Below are 17,628 nucleotides of genomic sequence, written 5' to 3'. Positions count from 1 at the left end.
TCATCCGTTGTAGGTGAATTCTGCGAGGCAGGATTCCTGATGAAAACACACAAAAGAGGAGACATGCATATGATATGGAAATTACTTTGGCTGTTTCTCATCTATTCCTTCGCAGGATGGGTGCTTGAGACAGTTCTGGCATCCTTGAAACAGAAGAAATTTGCAAACCGAGGCATTATCAACGGACCCTTCTGTCTGATCTATGGCTTTGGAGGATTCTTTATTACCGTATTTACCGGAGAACTGACAGGCATCTGGCTGTTTATTGGCTGTGCCATTGTGGCGTCCCTTCTTGAGTGGATTGCCGGTCATCTGATTGAGCTGTGGTACCACGAGAGATGGTGGGATTACCGCAAGATCAAATGGAACCTGGACGGATATATCAGTGTTCCCACCTCCTGCGTGTGGGGTATTCTGGGCGTATTTGTCATCAAGATTGGAAACGGGCTTTGCATAAGCGTGTATGATCTGCTTCCTCAGCTGCTGGGCAGAATCCTGATTTTGGTGGTTCTGGGCGTTCTGGCAGTGGATGCGGGAGCTACCCTGACGATTCTTTTTGGACACAGCAAAAATCCGGAGAGATGGATCGCCACAGAGAAAAACCTGGATTCTGTGACCTGGAAGCTTGGAGCAAAAATTGATGATTTTGTAAACCGAAGAATTACCAAGGCGTATCCGCAGAAGCAGCATACAGAGAAAGAAGAGGCACACCCGGAAATTTTTGCTTATGGATGCAGCTTTTATAAAGTTGTGCTTCTGTTTTTCATCGGTGCCTTTCTGGGGGATATCACAGAGACCATTTTCTGCAGGATCACAGCCGGATATTGGATGAGCCGAAGCAGTGTGGTGTGGGGAGATTTCAGCATTGTGTGGGGACTTGCCATTGCGGCAGTTACTGCGCTGCTTTACCGCTATCGAAACCGCTCCGAACAGTTCCTTTTCTGGATGGGAACCTTCCTTGGCGGCGCTTACGAATATATCTGCAGCGTGTTTACGGAAGCTGTATTTGGAACCGTGTTCTGGGATTACAGCGACATTCCTTTTAACCTTGCAGGAAGGATCAACCTTCTGTACTGCTTTTTCTGGGGCTTTGCCGCAGTGGCATGGTTCAAGATCCTTTACCCCAGAGTTTCCCGTCTGATCGAGAAAATCCCGGTAAAACCAGGCAAGATCATCACCTGGCTTCTTCTGATCTTCATGCTTGCTGATGGGGTGGTTTCCAGTGCTGCTCTTGCCCGTTATAATACCAGAAGCAATGGAATAGAGGCTTCCAATAGTTTTGAAAGCTGGGTAGATGAACACTTTGACGATGCACGGATGGCGAGAATTTATCCAAAGGCAAAGCAGGTGGGATAAAATCTGGTACGAATTGTTAAAACAACGTAAACAGTGTAAAGAACTGAAAAAAGAACCTACTGCGCATGTGATCGTAATGTTAAATGTGCGTCAAATGACAGAAAACCCCATTGTTTTCTGAAAATTAGAATGCTATACTCCTTTCGGACAGGGAAATAAGGGCCCGCAAGTTTCCTTCCCCCACATCTGAAAGGAGTATTTGATTATTATGAAAAGAAAATATATCGCCGCAGTTTTAACTGTTTTTGCCATGACCACCGTTTGTTCCACAGCATTTGCATCCACCGAGCATTACACAGACAGCAGTATTGTTGGTGCTGAGACAGGCTGGGATGAATGGGTAGCAAACTGGGATGAGACCGCTTCTGATTTTACCAAGGTTTCCCTTACCCCAGGAAAAGACGACACCGAACTGAATTTCGCATGGTACAGTGAAAAGACAGATGCAGCTGCAACACCTGTTGTTCATTTCGGAACAGACAAGGATGCTCTGGATACGTTCGAAGGAACTTCAGGAGAAGTAGACCAGGATCTCACAGGCGATAAAGCTTACGAATACAACCACGTAACCGTTACAGGACTTGAGCCGAACACCACATATTATTATACGGTTGAGAAAAACGGTGAGCAGACCGAGCCTGTTGAATATACAACCAAGAGCACTGATACCGTAAAAATGATCTACGTAGGTGACCCGCAGGTAGGTGCTTCCAAAGGCCAGACCCAGGACGGCGCAGAGCTGGTTCCAGATGACGGTGCTGCAAACACAGCCGCAAGAAACGACGGATTTTCCTGGAACCGTACTTTAAACACTGCACTTGCTGAAAATCCAGACGTAAACTTTGTAATTTCCGCAGGTGATCAGGTAAACAAAACAGGTGCAGCAAAGGAAGAAGAGTACGCTTCCTATTTAAGCGCAGACGCTCTTACAAGTCTTCCGGTAGCAACTACCATCGGAAACCACGATTCCCTGAATCCGGACTATGCATACCATTTCAACAACCCGAACAACACAGAAAATGGAAAAACAGCAGCTGGCGGTGACTATTACTACAGCTATGGCGACGGACTTTTCATTGTTCTGAACACCAACAACTACAACGTAGCAGAGCATCAGAATACCATCGAGGAAGCAGTAAAAGCTTACCCGGATGCAACCTGGCGTGTGGTTACCATCCATCAGGATATTTACGGTTCCGGTCTTGACCACTCTGATACAGACGGAATGATCCTTCGTACACAGCTCACTCCAATCTTTGACGCAAACGATATTGACGTAGTGCTTCAGGGACATGACCACACCTACAGCCGTTCCAAACTTCTTTACGGTGACGGACAGACCCATCAGAGCTATGAGTTCAGTCTGAATGCAGATGGAACAGATTATGACTGGGATCATGCTGCAAATGTAGAGACAGGCGAGCAGATTACTTTAAATCCGGAAGATGGAGATACAGAAGCACAGGCAGCACTTGATGCATTCCACGAAGACAACCAGTGTTACACCATCGAGGATGTGGACGGAAATACAGTAACCGATCCCCAGGGAACCCTTTACATGACCGCAAACTCCGCTTCCGGTTCCAAGTTCTATGAGCTGGTTTCCACACAGCAGGATTACATCGCAGCCCGCAGCCAGAACTGGCTTCCAAGTTATTCTATCATCACAATGGATGCAGCGAAATTCTCCATTGACACTTATCAGATCACAGATGACGGCAGCGTTGAGGCAATTGACGATACCTTTACCATCGAGAAGACTGCGAAATAAATTACAGTCTGGATGTAACTTTTCAAAGGCAATGTTTTACGAAATGTTTTGTGAACAAAGTTTGCCTCTGAAAAGTTGACAGAAATCAAAAATATGCAATAGAAATGAGTAATAAAATGAATCAGATGCAAAACAAAAACAACGCCGGACTTCGCTTTTCCCAAAAAGCAGTCTGGCGCTGTATCTTAGGATTGATCATTGTTATATTTGGAATTTTTGTTTACTTTTTGAATCAGGTAGACAAAATAGAGCTGGTTGTCCGCACGGGACAGACCTTCGAAAAAGCAGAAGTAACGGAAATTCTCCAGGACAATCTGGAAGAAAACGGTACCAGAGTGGGAGAGCAGAGAGTGCGGGTGCACATGCTCACAGGTGTCCGCAAAGGGGAAGATCTTGAAATAACCAGCAGCTCCGGTTATCTGTTCGGTGCTGCATGTAAAGTTGGAATGAAAGTAATCGTTATGCAAAGTGTAGCAGGAGAGACCACCATCGCCAGTGTCTACACCCAGGACAGAGAGTGGGTCATCTACATTTTTGCGGCGCTTTATCTGCTGGCGTTGTGCGTCATAGGCGGACGTCAGGGTATAAAAGGATGCATTGGGCTGGTGTTCACATTTTTCTGCGTGATCTTCGTGTATCTGCCTATGATCTACCGGAATATTTCTCCTTTTGGAGCTGCGGTATTTGTGTGCTTCATCACTACGCTGGTGACCATGTATATGATTGGCGGCGCAACAAGAAAAACCATAGCAGCGACTCTGGGAACTGTGGCAGGCGTTGTGATTGCCGGAATTTCCGCCCAGCTTTTCAGCATGGCATCGGGAATCACAGGCTACAATGTTTCGGATATTGAAACTTTGATGACGCTGTGGAATACAAACGGCATTCAGGTGGGAGGGCTTCTTTTCTCCGGGCTTTTGATTTCCTGCCTTGGTGCAGTGATGGATGTGGCAATGTCCGTGTGCAGTTCCATGTATGAGATTTACGCCCAGAATCTGAGTATGAGCCGTGGGGCACTGTTTAAAGCAGGAATGCACGTGGCGAGGGATATGATGGGAACGGACAGCAATACGTTGATTTTGGCTTTTGCAGGAAGCAGTGTGAGCATGCTGCTTCTGGATTATGCTTATGATCTTCCTTACCAGCAGATTATCAACTCCAATAATATCGGAATCGCTATTATGCAAGGACTTGCAGGAAGCTTTGGAATTGTGCTGTCTGTGCCGCTTACGGTTTTGATCTGTACGTTCCTGTATCATGGGAAAGTTTTGCGTAAGGCAGAATAAAGCTTTATTATAATACCCGGCGCTTTTACAGTTGATGCTTTACTGTAAAATGCGCCCTTTTTAATTCTCTTTATTATTTTCCTTTTTTAATCGAATGAATGTTTGCTTTTTGCTCAGGGATATGGTATGATGACAAAGAATTTTAATCTCTTCTTTTTTAGAGGAAGTAATTTTGCAAAACATATTTTCAGGAGGCACTTATGATCTCATTCATCCGCGGAACCGTAGCTGATCTCACGGAAACCTCTGTAATCGTGGAATCCGGTTACATCGGTTTTGAAATAAATATGACAGGAAACGCCCTTGCCCAGCTTCACATTGGCCAGGAAGTGAAGCTTCACACCTATTTCCAGGTGAGAGAGGACGCTATGGTGCTCTACGGATTTTTCAATAAAGATGATTTGCAGGTGTTCAAGCTTCTGCTGGGGGTAAACGGTGTGGGTCCAAAGGCTGCGCTTGGCGTACTTGCTGGAATTACCGCCGATGAGCTTCGGTTCGCAGTGCTCTCTGATGATGTTAAAACCCTTTCCAAAGCTCCTGGCATCGGGAAGAAAACAGCCCAGAAGCTGATCCTGGAATTAAAAGATAAGTTAAGCCTGGAAGAGGCCTTCGAGCAAAAGCTTGCCAACGAACAGGCGGGAGCAGCAGCTGCAGCCACAGGAGCCGGAATGACGGATGCCAAGCAGGAAGCAGTGGAAGCGCTGGTTGCCCTTGGCTACAGCAGCACCGATGCCCTTCGCGCTGTGCGCAAGGTGACGGACGCCGAGGCGGTAGACGTAGAATCTATTTTGAAGGCTGCTCTGAAAAATTTCTGAGCGTGCCCCAAAATCATTCCCGCAATCTGCAAGCCCCACTTTGCGGTATATTTTGCAGAAAGCCTTTTTCAAACAGGCTCTAAGCAGAATTTTGTATGTAACTGTGAAGACATAAGCGGTTACAATTCGTTTATATGAATATAAGAGGTAAATAATGGACAATCGCATTATAACAACAGACGTCATGGAAGAGGATTTTTCCCTGGAGGGAAATCTCCGTCCTCAGACCCTGGACGAATACATTGGTCAGGAAAAGACCAAAAACACCCTGAAGATCTATATAGAAGCTGCCAAGCAGCGCCACGATTCCCTGGATCACGTCCTTTTCTACGGCCCTCCCGGGCTTGGAAAGACCACGCTTTCCGGGATCATTGCCAATGAGATGGGCGTACACATGAAGGTTACTTCCGGTCCTGCTATTGAGAAACCAGGTGAAATGGCAGCAATCCTGAACAATCTTCAGGAGGGAGATATCCTTTTTGTGGACGAGATCCACCGCCTGAACCGTCAGGTAGAGGAGGTTCTCTACCCGGCAATGGAGGACTTCGCCATCGACATTATGATTGGAAAAGGTGCCTCCGCCCGCTCCATCCGTCTGGATCTGCCCAAATTTACCCTTGTAGGAGCCACCACAAGAGCCGGACTTTTGTCCGCGCCTCTCCGTGACCGCTTCGGTGTCATCCACCATTTGGAATTTTACAGCAAAAAAGAACTTACTACCATTATTATGCGTTCCGCTCAGGTTCTTGGCGTGGAAATTGACGTGAAAGGCGCCGGTGAGATCGCCATGCGTTCCCGCGGAACCCCAAGACTTGCCAACCGTCTTCTAAAGCGCGTCCGTGATTTTGCCCAGGTAAAATACGATGGCAGGATCACCTACGATGTGGCCTGTTTTGCCCTGAATCTGCTGGAAGTAGACCAGTACGGACTGGATAAGCTGGACCGCCAGATCCTCAACACCCTGATTGTGAACTTCAAAGGCGGCCCTGTAGGCCTTGACACCCTGGCCGCCGCCATCGGAGAAGATTCCGGCACCCTGGAAGATGTCTACGAGCCCTACCTGCTGAAAAACGGCTTTTTAAACCGCACCCCCCGCGGCCGAATGGCCTCCGCCCTCGCCTACGAACACCTGGGATTTCCTGTTCCTGAAACATAAAAAACAAACTTTTGTAAAAATTCCCTATACTTTTGTACATTTTTCGATTATAATAGGGATGCTTACATAATTGAAAATGAGAAAACGAAGTCCGATAACCGGAAATTGGATTCGGAATTTGATAAAAGATACAGGAGGCTTGAACGAATGGCGGTCAAGAATACAGCACAGGTGATCATCGGGGGTAAGATCATTACCCTGGGAGGATATGAATCAGAGGAATATTTCCAGCAGGTTGCATCATATATGAATAAGAAGATAGGAGAGCTGGAGACTGTGCCAGGATACGGCAGACAGCCTATGGAGACCAAGCATATGCTTCTCAGCCTGAATATTACAGACGACTATTTCAAGGCGAAGAAGCAGGTAGAGACCTATGAACTGGACTTGCAGCAGAAGGATCAGGAGATGTATGACCTGAAGCATGAGCTGATCTCCCTTCGCATGCAGATCGAGGAAGCACAGAAGAACGAGCAGGAAGCTCTGGACGAGAAGAATCTTCTGGAAGGCAAGGTTAAGGAACTGGAAAAAGAACTGGATGAAATGCTGAAGTAAAAAGCAGGAGGGATTGCCTAGGTGATTCCTCTTTTCTCTTTTATAACCACAATCTGGAATTGGAGGAAATACTTTGAAACGAAATATAGAGTTGCTGGCGCCGGCAGGCTCGTACGAGGGCTTTGAGGCGGCACTTGGGGCAGGCGCAGACGCCGTCTACGTAGGCGGTTCCATGTTCGGGGCCAGAGCATACGCACAGAATTTTACCCAGGAAGAGCTTCTGAAGGCCATTGACACGGCCCACATTCATGGAAGGAAGCTTTACCTTACAGTCAATACATTATTGAAGAACAGAGAACTAAAAGGAGAATTGATTGCCTATCTGACGCCATACTATGAGGCTGGACTGGATGCGGTGATCGTGCAGGATATGGGCGTGTTTGCGGTTTTGAAGCAGGAATTTCCGGGACTTCACCTTCACGCCAGCACCCAGATGACGGTCACAGGTCCGGAAGGCATGAAGTTTCTGGCAGCGCAGGGAGCCACCCGCGTGGTTGCCGCAAGAGAGCTTTCCCTGGAGGAGCTTTCCCGGATGCATCAGGCAAGCCCTATTGAGATCGAGGCCTTTGTGCACGGCGCCCTTTGCTACAGCTACTCCGGCCAGTGCCTGATGAGCAGCCTTCTGGGCGGCAGAAGCGGAAACCGCGGACGCTGCGCACAGCCCTGCAGGCTTCCTTACCAGGTGAAGAACTTTAAGACCCGGGACTACGGCAAAGGGGAATTTTGCCCCTTAAGCCTGAAGGACATCTGTACCATTGAGATTTTGCCCCAGATTATCGAAGCTGGCGTGACTTCCCTTAAGATTGAGGGAAGAATGAAGCAGCCTTCCTACACAGCTGGCGTTACAGGCATGTACCGGAAATATCTGGACCTTCTTTTTGAAAAAGGCCAGGAGAACTACCAGGTAAGCGAAAAAGACAGAAAATATCTTCTGGACCTGTTTAATCGCGGCGGTTCCTGCACAGGATATTACCAGATGGGAAACGGTCCCCAGATGATGGCATTTACCAATGAGAAAAAGACCGGAGAAGTATCCCTGCAGCCGAAGACTCTTAAGGAGCCCATAAAAGGCGAGCTCAGTCTTTTCCCGGAATCCCCTGTGTTTCTTACGGTATCATGCCGGGGCGAGAGTGCTGCCGCATTTCTTGGAGAAGTCCAGTATGCCAAGAGCCAGCCTGTAACCGAGGAACGCATCCGCCAGCAGATGGACAAGCTTGGAAATACGCCTTTTGTCTGGGAAGGCTTGGATATTCAGATGGGAGAGAGCATTTTTGTCCCGATGAAGACTCTGAATGAGGCCCGTCACCAGGCGCTGGAAGAATTGCAGGAGAAGCTGCTTGAGAAATACAGAAGAGATAAAGCGGAAAAAATGATAGAAGCGGAGATGAAGCCAGAAGAATCTGCCAGCAGTACAGAAAGATCGGCTTCAAATTACGTTTCCTATGGTGTAGAAGGAGCAATCCCAGTCTACGCTTCCTGCGAAACCGATGAGGCAGCAGAGATTCTCTGCCGGGAAAAAGGAATCCAGGGCATTTACCTGCCTTACCTGCTGATGGAGAAATACCTTCAGGCAGGCCTTTCCCAGGGCAAAGAGATGTACCTTTCCCTTCCTCACATTACAAGAGGAAATCCGCCCAAGGGCTATCTGGACCAGATCCAGAAATGGCTGAAAGAAGGCATGACAGGTCTTCTGGTGCGGAACCTGGAATCCTACAGCCGTCTGGCAGAGCTTGGATTTTCTGAGAAATGCGTGCTGGATCATTCCCTTTATACCTGGAATGATGAGGCCATTCATTTCTGGAAAAATCAGAAGATACTTCGAAATACCGTTCCCCTGGAATTAAATGAGAAGGAGCTTCGCCACAGGGAAAATGCTGGCAGCGAGGTGATTGTATACGGCAGGCTTCCCCTGATGCACAGCGCCCAGTGTGTCCGCAAGAACACTACAGGCTGCAATCGCCAGGAGGACAGGCTGGTTCTGAAGGACCGCTATGACAAGGAATTTCCTGTAGTCTGTTACTGTCACCCCTGGAAAACCGGAAATACAAAGCCGGAAGGCCCCTGTTATAATATCATCTACAACAGTCTTCCCTACGGCCTGTTAAAAGAGGCGGACAAGGTGAAGGCGCTTGGAGTATCTGCCGTGCGGCTGTCCTTTACCATAGAGAGTGCCGGACAGACACAGCAGATTCTGGAAGATTTTGTAGCTGCCTATCGGGAAGGCAGGGTATCCCGGGAATATGAGTTTACAAAAGGTCATTTTAAAAGAGGAGCCGAGTAAAGGCGTATGATTAATATTGTTGTTGAGTTATCCAAATATGTGATCCTTACACTGATGATCATATATACAATTTTGTGCTACTATCTGGTGGTGGGGAAACACGCATCCGACAGGAAAGGGCTTTTGCAGACCCAGATTTCCCTTACCTTTTTTCTGGATTTCACCGCGTTTCTGGTAGTATTTCTGAAAACCTTTGATTTTAAGGTGGCAGTATTTTATGCGGAGATGATGGTGTATTTCGCGGCGATCCTGATTTTATACCGCAGGATTTATAAGAATGCATCCATGCTTCTTCTGAATAATATGTGCATGCTGCTCAGCGTAGGCTTTATTATGCTGTGCAGGCTGGACATCGCTTCTGCCAATAAGCAGCTTCTGATCGTTGCCTGCGGAAGTGCGGTAGCACTGGTGATTCCGGTTATGATCCGGAAGATGAAATTTCTGAAGGACCTTACCTGGATCTATGCAGGCGTGGGCGTTGTCCTTCTGGCAGCCGTTCTTGTGCTGGCCCAGACCAGCTATGGTGCGAAGCTTTCCCTTATGGGCATTCAGCCCTCTGAGGTGATCAAGCTTACTTTTGTGTTCTTTATGGCATCCCTTCTTGCAAGGGAAGTTACCTTTAAGAAAGTAGTTCTGGCAACGGTGGTGGCTGGTCTTCACGTGGGAATCCTGGTGCTTTCCAGAGACCTGGGAAGTGCGGTGATCTTCTTTGTTGACTACATGGTGATGATCTATGTGTCTACCAGGAAGCCGGTCTATCTGGGAATCGGACTGGCAGGAGGCGCTGTGGGATCTGTGATCGCCTATCACCTGTTCGGACATGTGCGGGAGCGAGTCAGCGCCTGGAAGGATCCTATGGCGGTATATCAGAATGAGGGATACCAGATCGTGCAGTCTCTGTTTGCAATCGGGACCGGCGGATGGTTTGGCATGGGACTTTGCCAGGGATCCCCGGAGAAAATTCCGGTTGTAAAGAATGACTTTATTTTCAGTGCGATCTGCGAGGAGCTGGGCGGTATTTTTGCAATCTGCCTGATCCTTGTGTGCATGAGCTTTTTCCTTACCATTGTGGAGATTGCCCTGCAGATTAAGAATCCGTTTTATAAACTGATCGCCATTGGACTTGGCACGGAATATGCATTCCAGGTATTTCTCACCATCGGCGGAGCTACCAAATTCATTCCGATGACAGGTGTGACCCTTCCGCTGGTAAGCTACGGAGGAAGCTCCATTATGTGTATGATCCTGATGATTGCCATTATCCAGGGCCTGTATATTTATAGAGAGGACGAGGACGAAGAAATTGAGAGACATCGACGAGAAGCGGCGAAGAGAGCGAGACAGAGAGCTGCTGAAGCAGCGGCAGAAAGAGATTACTAAAAAGCGCAAAGCCAGAAATAAAGAGTATACCTTTGTTTCCATTTTCTTTGGGATCATCTTTATCAGTATGATCGGGTATCTGATTTATTTCGACGGCATCAAAAGCGATGACTTTATTAACAGCCCCTACAACACCAGGCAGGATTCTTTTTCTGACCGGGTGGTGCGCGGCAAGATCATGTCTGCGGACGGTCAGGTGCTGGCGCAGACCAATGTGAGCGAGGACGGGACTGAGACACGTAATTATCCTTATTCCAACGTGTTTTCTCATGTTGTGGGCTATGATTCCAATGGGAAAAGCGGACTGGAGTCAGAGGCGAATTTTACGCTGCTGACCTCTCACTCCTTTTTCCTTACCCAGCTGAAGAATGAGTTTTTGAATACCAAGAACACAGGAGATACGGTTATTTCCACCTTGAATGCCAATCTTCAGAATGTGGCATATAATGCCCTTGGAGATCGAAGAGGCGCTGTGGTGGTGATTGAACCATCCACAGGCAAGCGTCTTGTGGAGGTGAGCAAGCCTGACTTTGATCCCAATACCATAGCACAGAACTGGCAGACGCTCGTAAATGATGAGAATGACAGCAGCCTTTTGAATCGTGCTACCAATGGTGCATATCCTCCCGGCTCCACCTTTAAGGTGGTTACAGCCCTTGACTATTTCAGAACCAAGGGAACCTTTGAGGGATACAATTATCTCTGCGAGGGAAGTATTACCTTGGAGGATCATACCATTCATTGTTATCACAATACAGTTCACGGACAGGAGGATTTCTACAGTGCCTTTGCCAATTCCTGTAACTGTGCATTTGCCAGTATCGGAGTTGATCTGGGCGGTGCTTCCCTTCGCCGGACTGCAGAGGATCTTCTGTTTAACAAAAGCCTGCCCTTGAACGCTTATCGGACCAGCAGCTTTTCACTGGACAAGAAATCCGTGACGCCTCTTATTATGCAGACTGCCATCGGACAGGGAAATACGCTTGTATCGCCTATGCATATGGCTCTGATTACCTGCGCTATTGCAAATGATGGTGTGCTTATGAAGCCATATCTGATTGATGAGGTTGTCAATGACAGCAATGACACGGTAAAAAAGACAGAGCCTGTTCCTTATAAGAGACTGATGAGCTCCAACGAAGCCAATCTTCTGGGTAAGCTGATGAAACAGGTTGTAGATTCCGGTACAGCCTCATCCCTTTCCGGCAGAAGCTATACAGTGGCAGGAAAGACCGGTTCCGCAGAATTTGATGAGGAAGGCCACAGCCATTCCTGGTTCATCGGTTATTCCAATGTGGACGACCCGGATCTTGTGGTAGCTGTGATCGTAGAGAACGGCGGTTCCGGAAGTGAGGCCGCTGTGCCCATCGCAGGCCAGATTTTTGATGCATATTATGCAAACAAATAACAGATGCTGTAATTATTATAATATATTTTTTGTAAACGAAGATTCCCTGTTGCCAGTTTTCTGAAAAAGAGGTATACTATAAACAGTTGAGAAAACACACGCATTACAGGAGGATTGCAGCATGATAGAAGCAACGAGCTGTGGCGGTGTGGTAATTCATCGAGGTAAGATTCTAGCGTTATATAAGTCTTACAAAAACCGTTACGAGGGCTGGGTTTTACCCAAAGGAACCGTAGAGCCCGGAGAGACCCATGAACAGACCGCATTGCGGGAAGTCAAGGAAGAAGCTGATGTGAGAGCCTCCATTGTGAAATATGTGGGAAAGAGCCAGTATAATTTCACAGTGCCGGAGGACATGGTCAACAAAGAGGTACATTGGTATCTTATGACGGCGGATAATTATCATAGCAAGCCTCAAAGAGAGGAATTTTTCGTGGATTCAGGATACTATAAATTCCACGAAATCTACCATCTGCTCCGCTTTGCAAATGAGAAGCAGATTGTTGAGAAGGCATATCAGGAATATCTGGAGCTTAGAAGTGCCGGATTATGGGATCGGCAGCAGAAGTATTTCTGAGGAATGCGAAGATGCAATCATAAAGGCTGCGTAGTCTTGTTACGCAGCCTTTTTGCAAACATAAGATTCATTTTTTGTTTACTGGTTTAAATTTGGGAAGAAAGGGAAATCATTCTATAACAAAGGAGTGTTGTACCAGATATGCTGAAATGGCGGGAAGACTATTATGTTGGGGAAGGAATCAAGGACGCAGAGAAGACGAAGAAACGCATTGATGCAGGCAAGGTTGCACTTGGCGTGTATCTTGTCACATTGTCTGAGAATCCGGGAAATCTTCTGGAGATCATTCCATCCTATATGCTGATCCAGAAGAGTTATTATGCCAAGTGTCCGGAGATTATCGGCATGGCGAAGGGCAAAGATGAAACAACTGATCTGGCTGTGGATATCGTGAAGAATATTTACGGTGAGACAGGGGCATTTCAGGTAAAAGAATATTTTAAGAACAGGTGAGCGCATGTTACATATACTGTGGATCCTCATAAAGTTTATATTGATTCTTCTGGGAATCCTGCTGGGACTTGTGCTGCTGGCGGTTTTGCTGGTTCTGTTCTGCCCGGTGCGGTACAGTGCGGCCGCCGCGAAGGAAGGCGACAGCTTTAAGGAAGCCGAAATCGAAGCCAGGGTAAGCTGGCTGTTTCGTGCGATCGGCGTCCGGTTCTTTTTCAAGAACGGAGAGCAGAAGCTTGTGATTACCCTGTTTGGGATTTCACTGGATCAGATCCGAGGGTGGCTGGATGGACTTGGAAAGCGGCGCAAGGCGCGTGGAAGGCGCAGAAGCCAAAGCCGGGGGCAGGGAAGCCGCGGGAAGACTGGCGCAAAGAGTGGGAAGCCGGTTGCCGATAGTGGAAAGGCTGCCGCAGATGACCAGAAAAAGTCCAGCAAACAAAAAGAACGAACACGCTCTGAGCCAGAGAAGTCATCGGAAAAGAAAGCGGAAGTAAAGGAAATCCCGGCAAAGGAATCAGAACTGCCGCATGAGAAAACAACGGAACCAGAAGCTGAAAGAACAGAAGAAGGCTCCGAAGCAGAATCCAGGAAAAAAGAAGAACAGCAGGAACCAATTCGCCAGGAGCCGTCAAGGGAAATGCCGGAGAAAAAATCACCGGATATTGTAAGAATAACGGTCAGCGAGAAGAAATCACCGGAAGCTGCGAATACAGAAGATGTTGCAGATGAAGTGCCAGAAGTAATTGAGGGAGAAACCTCGGAATCGGTCAACACAGAGTCCGGCAAGAGCCAACTTCCGGTTTTATTTACCCGTATCCGGGATATACTAACCAGGATCATAGGGCTTCCAGGGGCATTGTGGAGGAAAATCACTTCTTTTATAAAAGGCATCCTTGGGAAGATTCGGCACATCCGAAATACTATTGCCGGAATCCGAAGCAAGCTGGACTGGTGGAAGGAATTTCTTGGAAATGAGAAAACCAAAGCCGCAATCGCCCTGGTATGGAAAGATGCCAAAGGCCTGATCCACCACGTACTTCCAACTAAAGTGGAAGGCCAGGTTACTTTTGGCTGTGATGATCCATCCATTACAGGAACAGTTCTGGCGGTTCTTGGAATGACATTCCCATTCCATCAGAACCGAATTCAGGTCACTCCCCTTTTTGACGGGGAGAACCAGCTCACAGGAAATATATCTCTGAAAGGCCGGATTTATGGGATTATGTTTGTAAAGGCGGCACTTGAGATCTATATCAATAAAAATGTAAAATACGTCATCAACCGATGGAAGCATAAGGAGGACTAAACAATGGAAAACGAAAACAACTTCAAAGAAACAGTAAGCTCCCTGTTTAAAGGAATGGATGGCTTTGTAGCTGCCAAGACGGTAGTGGGAGACGCCATTCACGTAGGCGATACGATTATACTTCCGCTGGTGGACGTATCCTTTGGCGTAGGTGCCGGAGCTTTCGCAGGAGAGAAGAAGAACAACGGAGGCGGCGGTCTCGCCGGAAAAATGACTCCATGTGCCGTGCTGGTGATCCAGAATGGAACCACCAAGCTTGTCAACGTAAAGAACCAGGATGGATTGACCAAAGTTCTGGATATGGTTCCGGATTTTGTAAACCGCTTCGCACCTGGCGGAAGTGACAGCGCTGAGACTGCAGACTCTGAAGAAGAGTAAGCAAAAGTACACCTGCAAGATGTGCATTGCAATTTGCAGATTCAATCCAGTGAAAGTGAAACAGGATTTTGGAATGTGTTTTTGCAGGTCAGAAGACAGAGAAAATCTGCAAAAGTGTTCAGAAGCGGTCTCCCTGCATAAAATATACTAAACCAAAGAGACAGGACTGTATAAGATATGGGAAAAGTTCTTGGGTTTATGCTGTTTTTTATCGGACTGGGGATGGTGATCGGACTTCTGGTGTCTGAGACCATAGCGCTTCTGATCGCCGCAGCTCTGTGTCTGATGTGCGGATATCATCTATTCTGTAAATAAAACAGGCGTAGAAGGAAATGAAATCCTTTCTGCGCCTGTTTTTTTGCTCTTATTTTTATAAAAAAACAGCCCTCACATTTCTGTGAGGGCGGGTGTTACTTAGGCTCTTTCAACGTTTCCGGATCTTAAGCAGGAAGTACATACGTACATTTTCTTAGCTCCGTTCTCAGTTTTAACCTTAACGGATTTTACGTTTGATTTCCACATCTTATTGGATCTTCTATGGGAATGACTCACATTATTTCCGAAATGAGCACCTTTTTCACAAATTGCGCATTTAGCCATGATAGCACCTCCTTGACGCTTTTTTTCAACAGTTCATATTCTAACAGATGAAATTACATTTTGCAAGCAAAAAAAGGAAAATTTTAAAACAATTTTAAAATAAATTTGCTATTTGGTAAAATGCGTGCTAAAATTGGACGTTGTGTTATGGAAAGAAAAAGGGTATAATAGAGTATATACATTTTGAAAATCAAATTAATGGAGGTAAACCATATGAAGGGACGTATAGATTCCGGCCTTGGCCAGATCATTATTGATACGGATGTAATCGCTACTTATGCAGGAAGCGTTGCAGTAGAATGTTTCGGTATTATCGGTATGGCCGCTGTCAGCATGAAGGACGGCCTTGTGAAACTGCTCAGGAGAGATTCTCTGCAGCACGGTATTAATGTTAAGATCACAGAGGACAATAAGATCCGTCTGGATTTTCACGTGATCGTGGCGTATGGCGTAAATATCAGCACTATTGCAGATAATCTTGTAAATAATGTAAAATATAAAGTCGAGGCTTTTACAGGAATGGAGATCGAGAAGATCAACATTTATGTAGAAGGTGTTCGTGCAATAGATTAGGATTAGAGGAGGAAACTTGTGGTGGATAGACAGACCATAGATGCCAAGATACTTTCCAGAATGTTCCTGGCAGGAGCCAAGAACCTGGAAGCGAAGAAAGAATGGATCAACGAGCTGAATGTATTTCCGGTTCCAGATGGAGATACCGGTACGAATATGACCCTGACCATCATGTCAGCTGCATCGGAAGTAAGCGCTCTTGCAGACCCGGACATGGAGACCCTTGCCAAGGCAATTTCTTCCGGTTCCCTGCGCGGTGCCAGAGGTAACTCAGGCGTTATCCTTTCCCAGCTTCTTCGAGGCTTTACCAAGGGAACCAAGGGACATAAAGAGATGGATGCAGTGGTGATCGCTGCAGCTATGGAGAAGGCTGTGGAGACTGCATACAAAGCAGTTATGAAGCCGAAGGAAGGAACTATTCTTACCGTAGCCCGTGAGGCTGCTGTAAAGGCAACTGAGATCGCAGAGGAATCCGCGAACCTGGAGCTTTTCTTCCGCGCCATTTTTGAGCACGCAGAGAAGACTCTTGCACGTACACCGGAGATGCTTCCGGTCCTGAAGGAAGCTGGAGTCGTAGATTCCGGCGGACAGGGACTTCTTGAGGTATTCCGCGGCGCATTTGACGGCTACCTTGGCAAAGAAATCGACTACACTGCATTTGAGAAAGCTGCCCCTGCATCTTCTGTAACGAAGATTTCCCCGCAGGCAGAAGCAGAGATCAAGTTTGGCTACTGTACAGAGTTTATTATTCTTCTGGACAAGCCCCTTCCAGACGAGGAAGTACACAGCTTCAAGGAATTTTTGATGTCCATCGGCGATTCTGTTGTTCTGGTAGCAGATGACGAGATCGTGAAGGTACACGTACACACCAATCATCCGGGACAGGCATTTGAGAAAGCACTTACCTATGGCGCCCTTTCCCGCATGAAGATTGATAATATGCGCGAGGAGCATCAGGAGAAGCTGATCAAGGATGCCCAGAAGCTTGCCAGGGAGCAGGAAGAGCAGGAGAAGAAGGATGCCGCTGCGAAGGCTGCCAAAGAGCGCAAGAAATACGGCTTCATCAGCGTTTCCGTTGGAGAGGGACTTTCTGCCCTGTTCAAAGAGCTGAATGTAGACTGGATTATCGAGGGCGGCCAGACCATGAACCCAAGTACTGAGGACATGCTGAACGCCATCGCAGAAGTAAACGCAGACACCATTTACATTTTCCCGAACAATAAGAATATTGTCCTTGCTGCAAATCAGGCAAGAGACCTGACCGAGGACAAGGAGATCGTAGTTGTTCCTACCAAGACCATTCCTCAGGGAATCACAGCTCTTATCAGCTTCCAGCCGGATATGACCGGAGAGGAGAACTTAGAGGGCATGATGGAAGCTGTCTCCATGGTGAAAACCGGACAGGTTACTTATGCGGTCCGCGACACCAGACTGGATGAGAAAGACATCCATGAGGGCGATATTATGGGAATCGGTGATCACGGAATCCTTGCAGTAGGCAAAGGCCGGGAAGCAGTTGCCAAGGAGATGGTAGCGGCTATGGTAGACGAGGATTCTGAGGTAATCAGCATTTACTATGGTGCCGAGACTTCCGAGGAGGCTGCCAATAAGCTTGCAGAAGAACTGGAAGAGACATATCCGGACTGCGAAGTAGAGGTAAACATGGGCGGACAGCCGATTTACTATTACATTATTTCTGTAGAATAAAGGAATGCCAGAGGGCAGTTGCTTCATAT

Annotated in this window: 17 protein-coding genes and 1 pseudogene; 16 read left to right on the top strand and 2 right to left on the bottom strand. The window is 47.2% G+C overall.

All coding sequences use genetic code 11. The features are described from left to right. Window positions 1-69 precede the first annotated feature (69 nt). The 4 genes from OCV70_RS14835 to ruvA all read left to right on the top strand — a co-directional run bounded on the left by OCV70_RS14835 (window position 70) and on the right by ruvA (window position 5,228). Window positions 70-1,356, top strand: coding sequence for a putative ABC transporter permease (locus OCV70_RS14835; protein WP_021925523.1), 1,287 nt, complete (start codon window positions 70-72; stop codon window positions 1,354-1,356). A gap of 208 nt (window positions 1,357-1,564) precedes the next feature. Then, the gene (locus tag OCV70_RS14830; protein ID WP_021925522.1) at window positions 1,565-3,127 is read left to right on the top strand and encodes a purple acid phosphatase family protein; all 1,563 of its coding nucleotides are present in this window, start codon (window positions 1,565-1,567) and stop codon (window positions 3,125-3,127) included. Window positions 3,128-3,243: 116 nt separating this feature from the next. Beyond that, entirely contained in the window at window positions 3,244-4,413 is a 1,170-nt protein-coding gene (locus tag OCV70_RS14825; RefSeq protein WP_021925521.1) for a YibE/F family protein, read from the top strand. Between the two features lie 200 nt (window positions 4,414-4,613). Then, the gene (gene ruvA, locus OCV70_RS14820; protein WP_021925520.1) at window positions 4,614-5,228 is read left to right on the top strand and encodes a Holliday junction branch migration protein RuvA; all 615 of its coding nucleotides are present in this window, start codon (window positions 4,614-4,616) and stop codon (window positions 5,226-5,228) included. An 8-nt stretch (window positions 5,229-5,236) separates the two neighbouring features. Here ruvA and OCV70_RS20240 read toward each other — a convergent pair. Next, a pseudogene (locus OCV70_RS20240) lies at window positions 5,237-5,290 on the bottom strand (DUF6783 domain-containing protein); the annotation flags it as partial. A gap of 92 nt (window positions 5,291-5,382) precedes the next feature. On the opposite strand from OCV70_RS20240, the gene ruvB reads away from it, so the two are divergent. From ruvB to OCV70_RS14770, 10 genes are all read left to right on the top strand, one after another. Then, window positions 5,383-6,384, top strand: a complete 1,002-nt coding sequence (gene ruvB, locus OCV70_RS14815) for a Holliday junction branch migration DNA helicase RuvB (RefSeq protein ID WP_021925519.1) — start codon at window positions 5,383-5,385, stop codon at window positions 6,382-6,384. Window positions 6,385-6,531: 147 nt separating this feature from the next. Further along, window positions 6,532-6,939, top strand: coding sequence for a cell division protein ZapA (locus OCV70_RS14810; RefSeq protein WP_021925518.1), 408 nt, complete (start codon window positions 6,532-6,534; stop codon window positions 6,937-6,939). 73 nt (window positions 6,940-7,012) lie between these two features. Further along, on the top strand, window positions 7,013-9,220 hold the full coding sequence (locus tag OCV70_RS14805; protein WP_021925517.1) for a peptidase U32 family protein: 2,208 nt from the start codon (window positions 7,013-7,015) through the stop codon (window positions 9,218-9,220). A gap of 6 nt (window positions 9,221-9,226) precedes the next feature. Then, window positions 9,227-10,600, top strand: coding sequence for an FtsW/RodA/SpoVE family cell cycle protein (locus OCV70_RS14800; RefSeq protein ID WP_021925516.1), 1,374 nt, complete (start codon window positions 9,227-9,229; stop codon window positions 10,598-10,600). After that, window positions 10,524-12,008: a peptidoglycan D,D-transpeptidase FtsI family protein gene (locus OCV70_RS14795; RefSeq protein WP_173766598.1), complete on the top strand. Its 1,485-nt coding sequence runs from the start codon at window positions 10,524-10,526 to the stop codon at window positions 12,006-12,008. The genes OCV70_RS14800 and OCV70_RS14795 overlap by 77 nt, the downstream gene beginning before the upstream one ends. A gap of 121 nt (window positions 12,009-12,129) precedes the next feature. After that, the gene (locus OCV70_RS14790) at window positions 12,130-12,585 is read left to right on the top strand and encodes an NUDIX hydrolase (RefSeq protein WP_021925514.1); all 456 of its coding nucleotides are present in this window, start codon (window positions 12,130-12,132) and stop codon (window positions 12,583-12,585) included. Between the two features lie 141 nt (window positions 12,586-12,726). Next, the gene (locus OCV70_RS14785; protein WP_173766600.1) at window positions 12,727-13,038 is read left to right on the top strand and encodes a hypothetical protein; all 312 of its coding nucleotides are present in this window, start codon (window positions 12,727-12,729) and stop codon (window positions 13,036-13,038) included. A gap of 4 nt (window positions 13,039-13,042) precedes the next feature. Next, a complete protein-coding gene (locus OCV70_RS14780; RefSeq protein ID WP_021925512.1) occupies window positions 13,043-14,341 on the top strand; it encodes a hypothetical protein in 1,299 nt (432 codons plus the stop codon). 3 nt (window positions 14,342-14,344) lie between these two features. Continuing rightward, window positions 14,345-14,719 (top strand): GerW family sporulation protein, encoded by a 375-nt coding sequence (locus OCV70_RS14775; protein WP_021925511.1) that lies wholly within the window; start codon window positions 14,345-14,347, stop codon window positions 14,717-14,719. A 177-nt stretch (window positions 14,720-14,896) separates the two neighbouring features. Continuing rightward, a complete protein-coding gene (locus tag OCV70_RS14770; RefSeq protein WP_021925510.1) occupies window positions 14,897-15,034 on the top strand; it encodes a hypothetical protein in 138 nt (45 codons plus the stop codon). Between the two features lie 99 nt (window positions 15,035-15,133). On the opposite strand, the gene rpmB is transcribed toward OCV70_RS14770, so the two are convergent. After that, window positions 15,134-15,319 carry a 50S ribosomal protein L28 gene (gene rpmB, locus OCV70_RS14765; RefSeq protein WP_021925509.1) on the bottom strand — a complete coding sequence of 62 codons (186 nt, stop codon included), beginning with the start codon at window positions 15,317-15,319 and terminating at the stop codon, window positions 15,134-15,136. Window positions 15,320-15,532: 213 nt separating this feature from the next. Here rpmB and OCV70_RS14760 point away from each other — a divergent pair, with 213 nt between their 5' ends. Beyond that, window positions 15,533-15,892 (top strand): Asp23/Gls24 family envelope stress response protein, encoded by a 360-nt coding sequence (locus OCV70_RS14760; protein WP_117851829.1) that lies wholly within the window; start codon window positions 15,533-15,535, stop codon window positions 15,890-15,892. 60 nt (window positions 15,893-15,952) lie between these two features. Next, the gene (locus OCV70_RS14755) at window positions 15,953-17,599 is read left to right on the top strand and encodes a DAK2 domain-containing protein (RefSeq protein WP_202031059.1); all 1,647 of its coding nucleotides are present in this window, start codon (window positions 15,953-15,955) and stop codon (window positions 17,597-17,599) included. Window positions 17,600-17,628 lie beyond the last annotated feature (29 nt).

It is taken from the genome of Blautia acetigignens, from assembly GCF_025566865.1.
In the GTDB taxonomy this organism is placed as follows: Bacteria; Bacillota; Clostridia; order Lachnospirales; family Lachnospiraceae; genus Blautia_A; species Blautia_A acetigignens.
The sequence above is the reverse complement of the archived record's forward strand: the minus strand, read 5'-3'. Positions and strand labels throughout refer to the sequence as shown.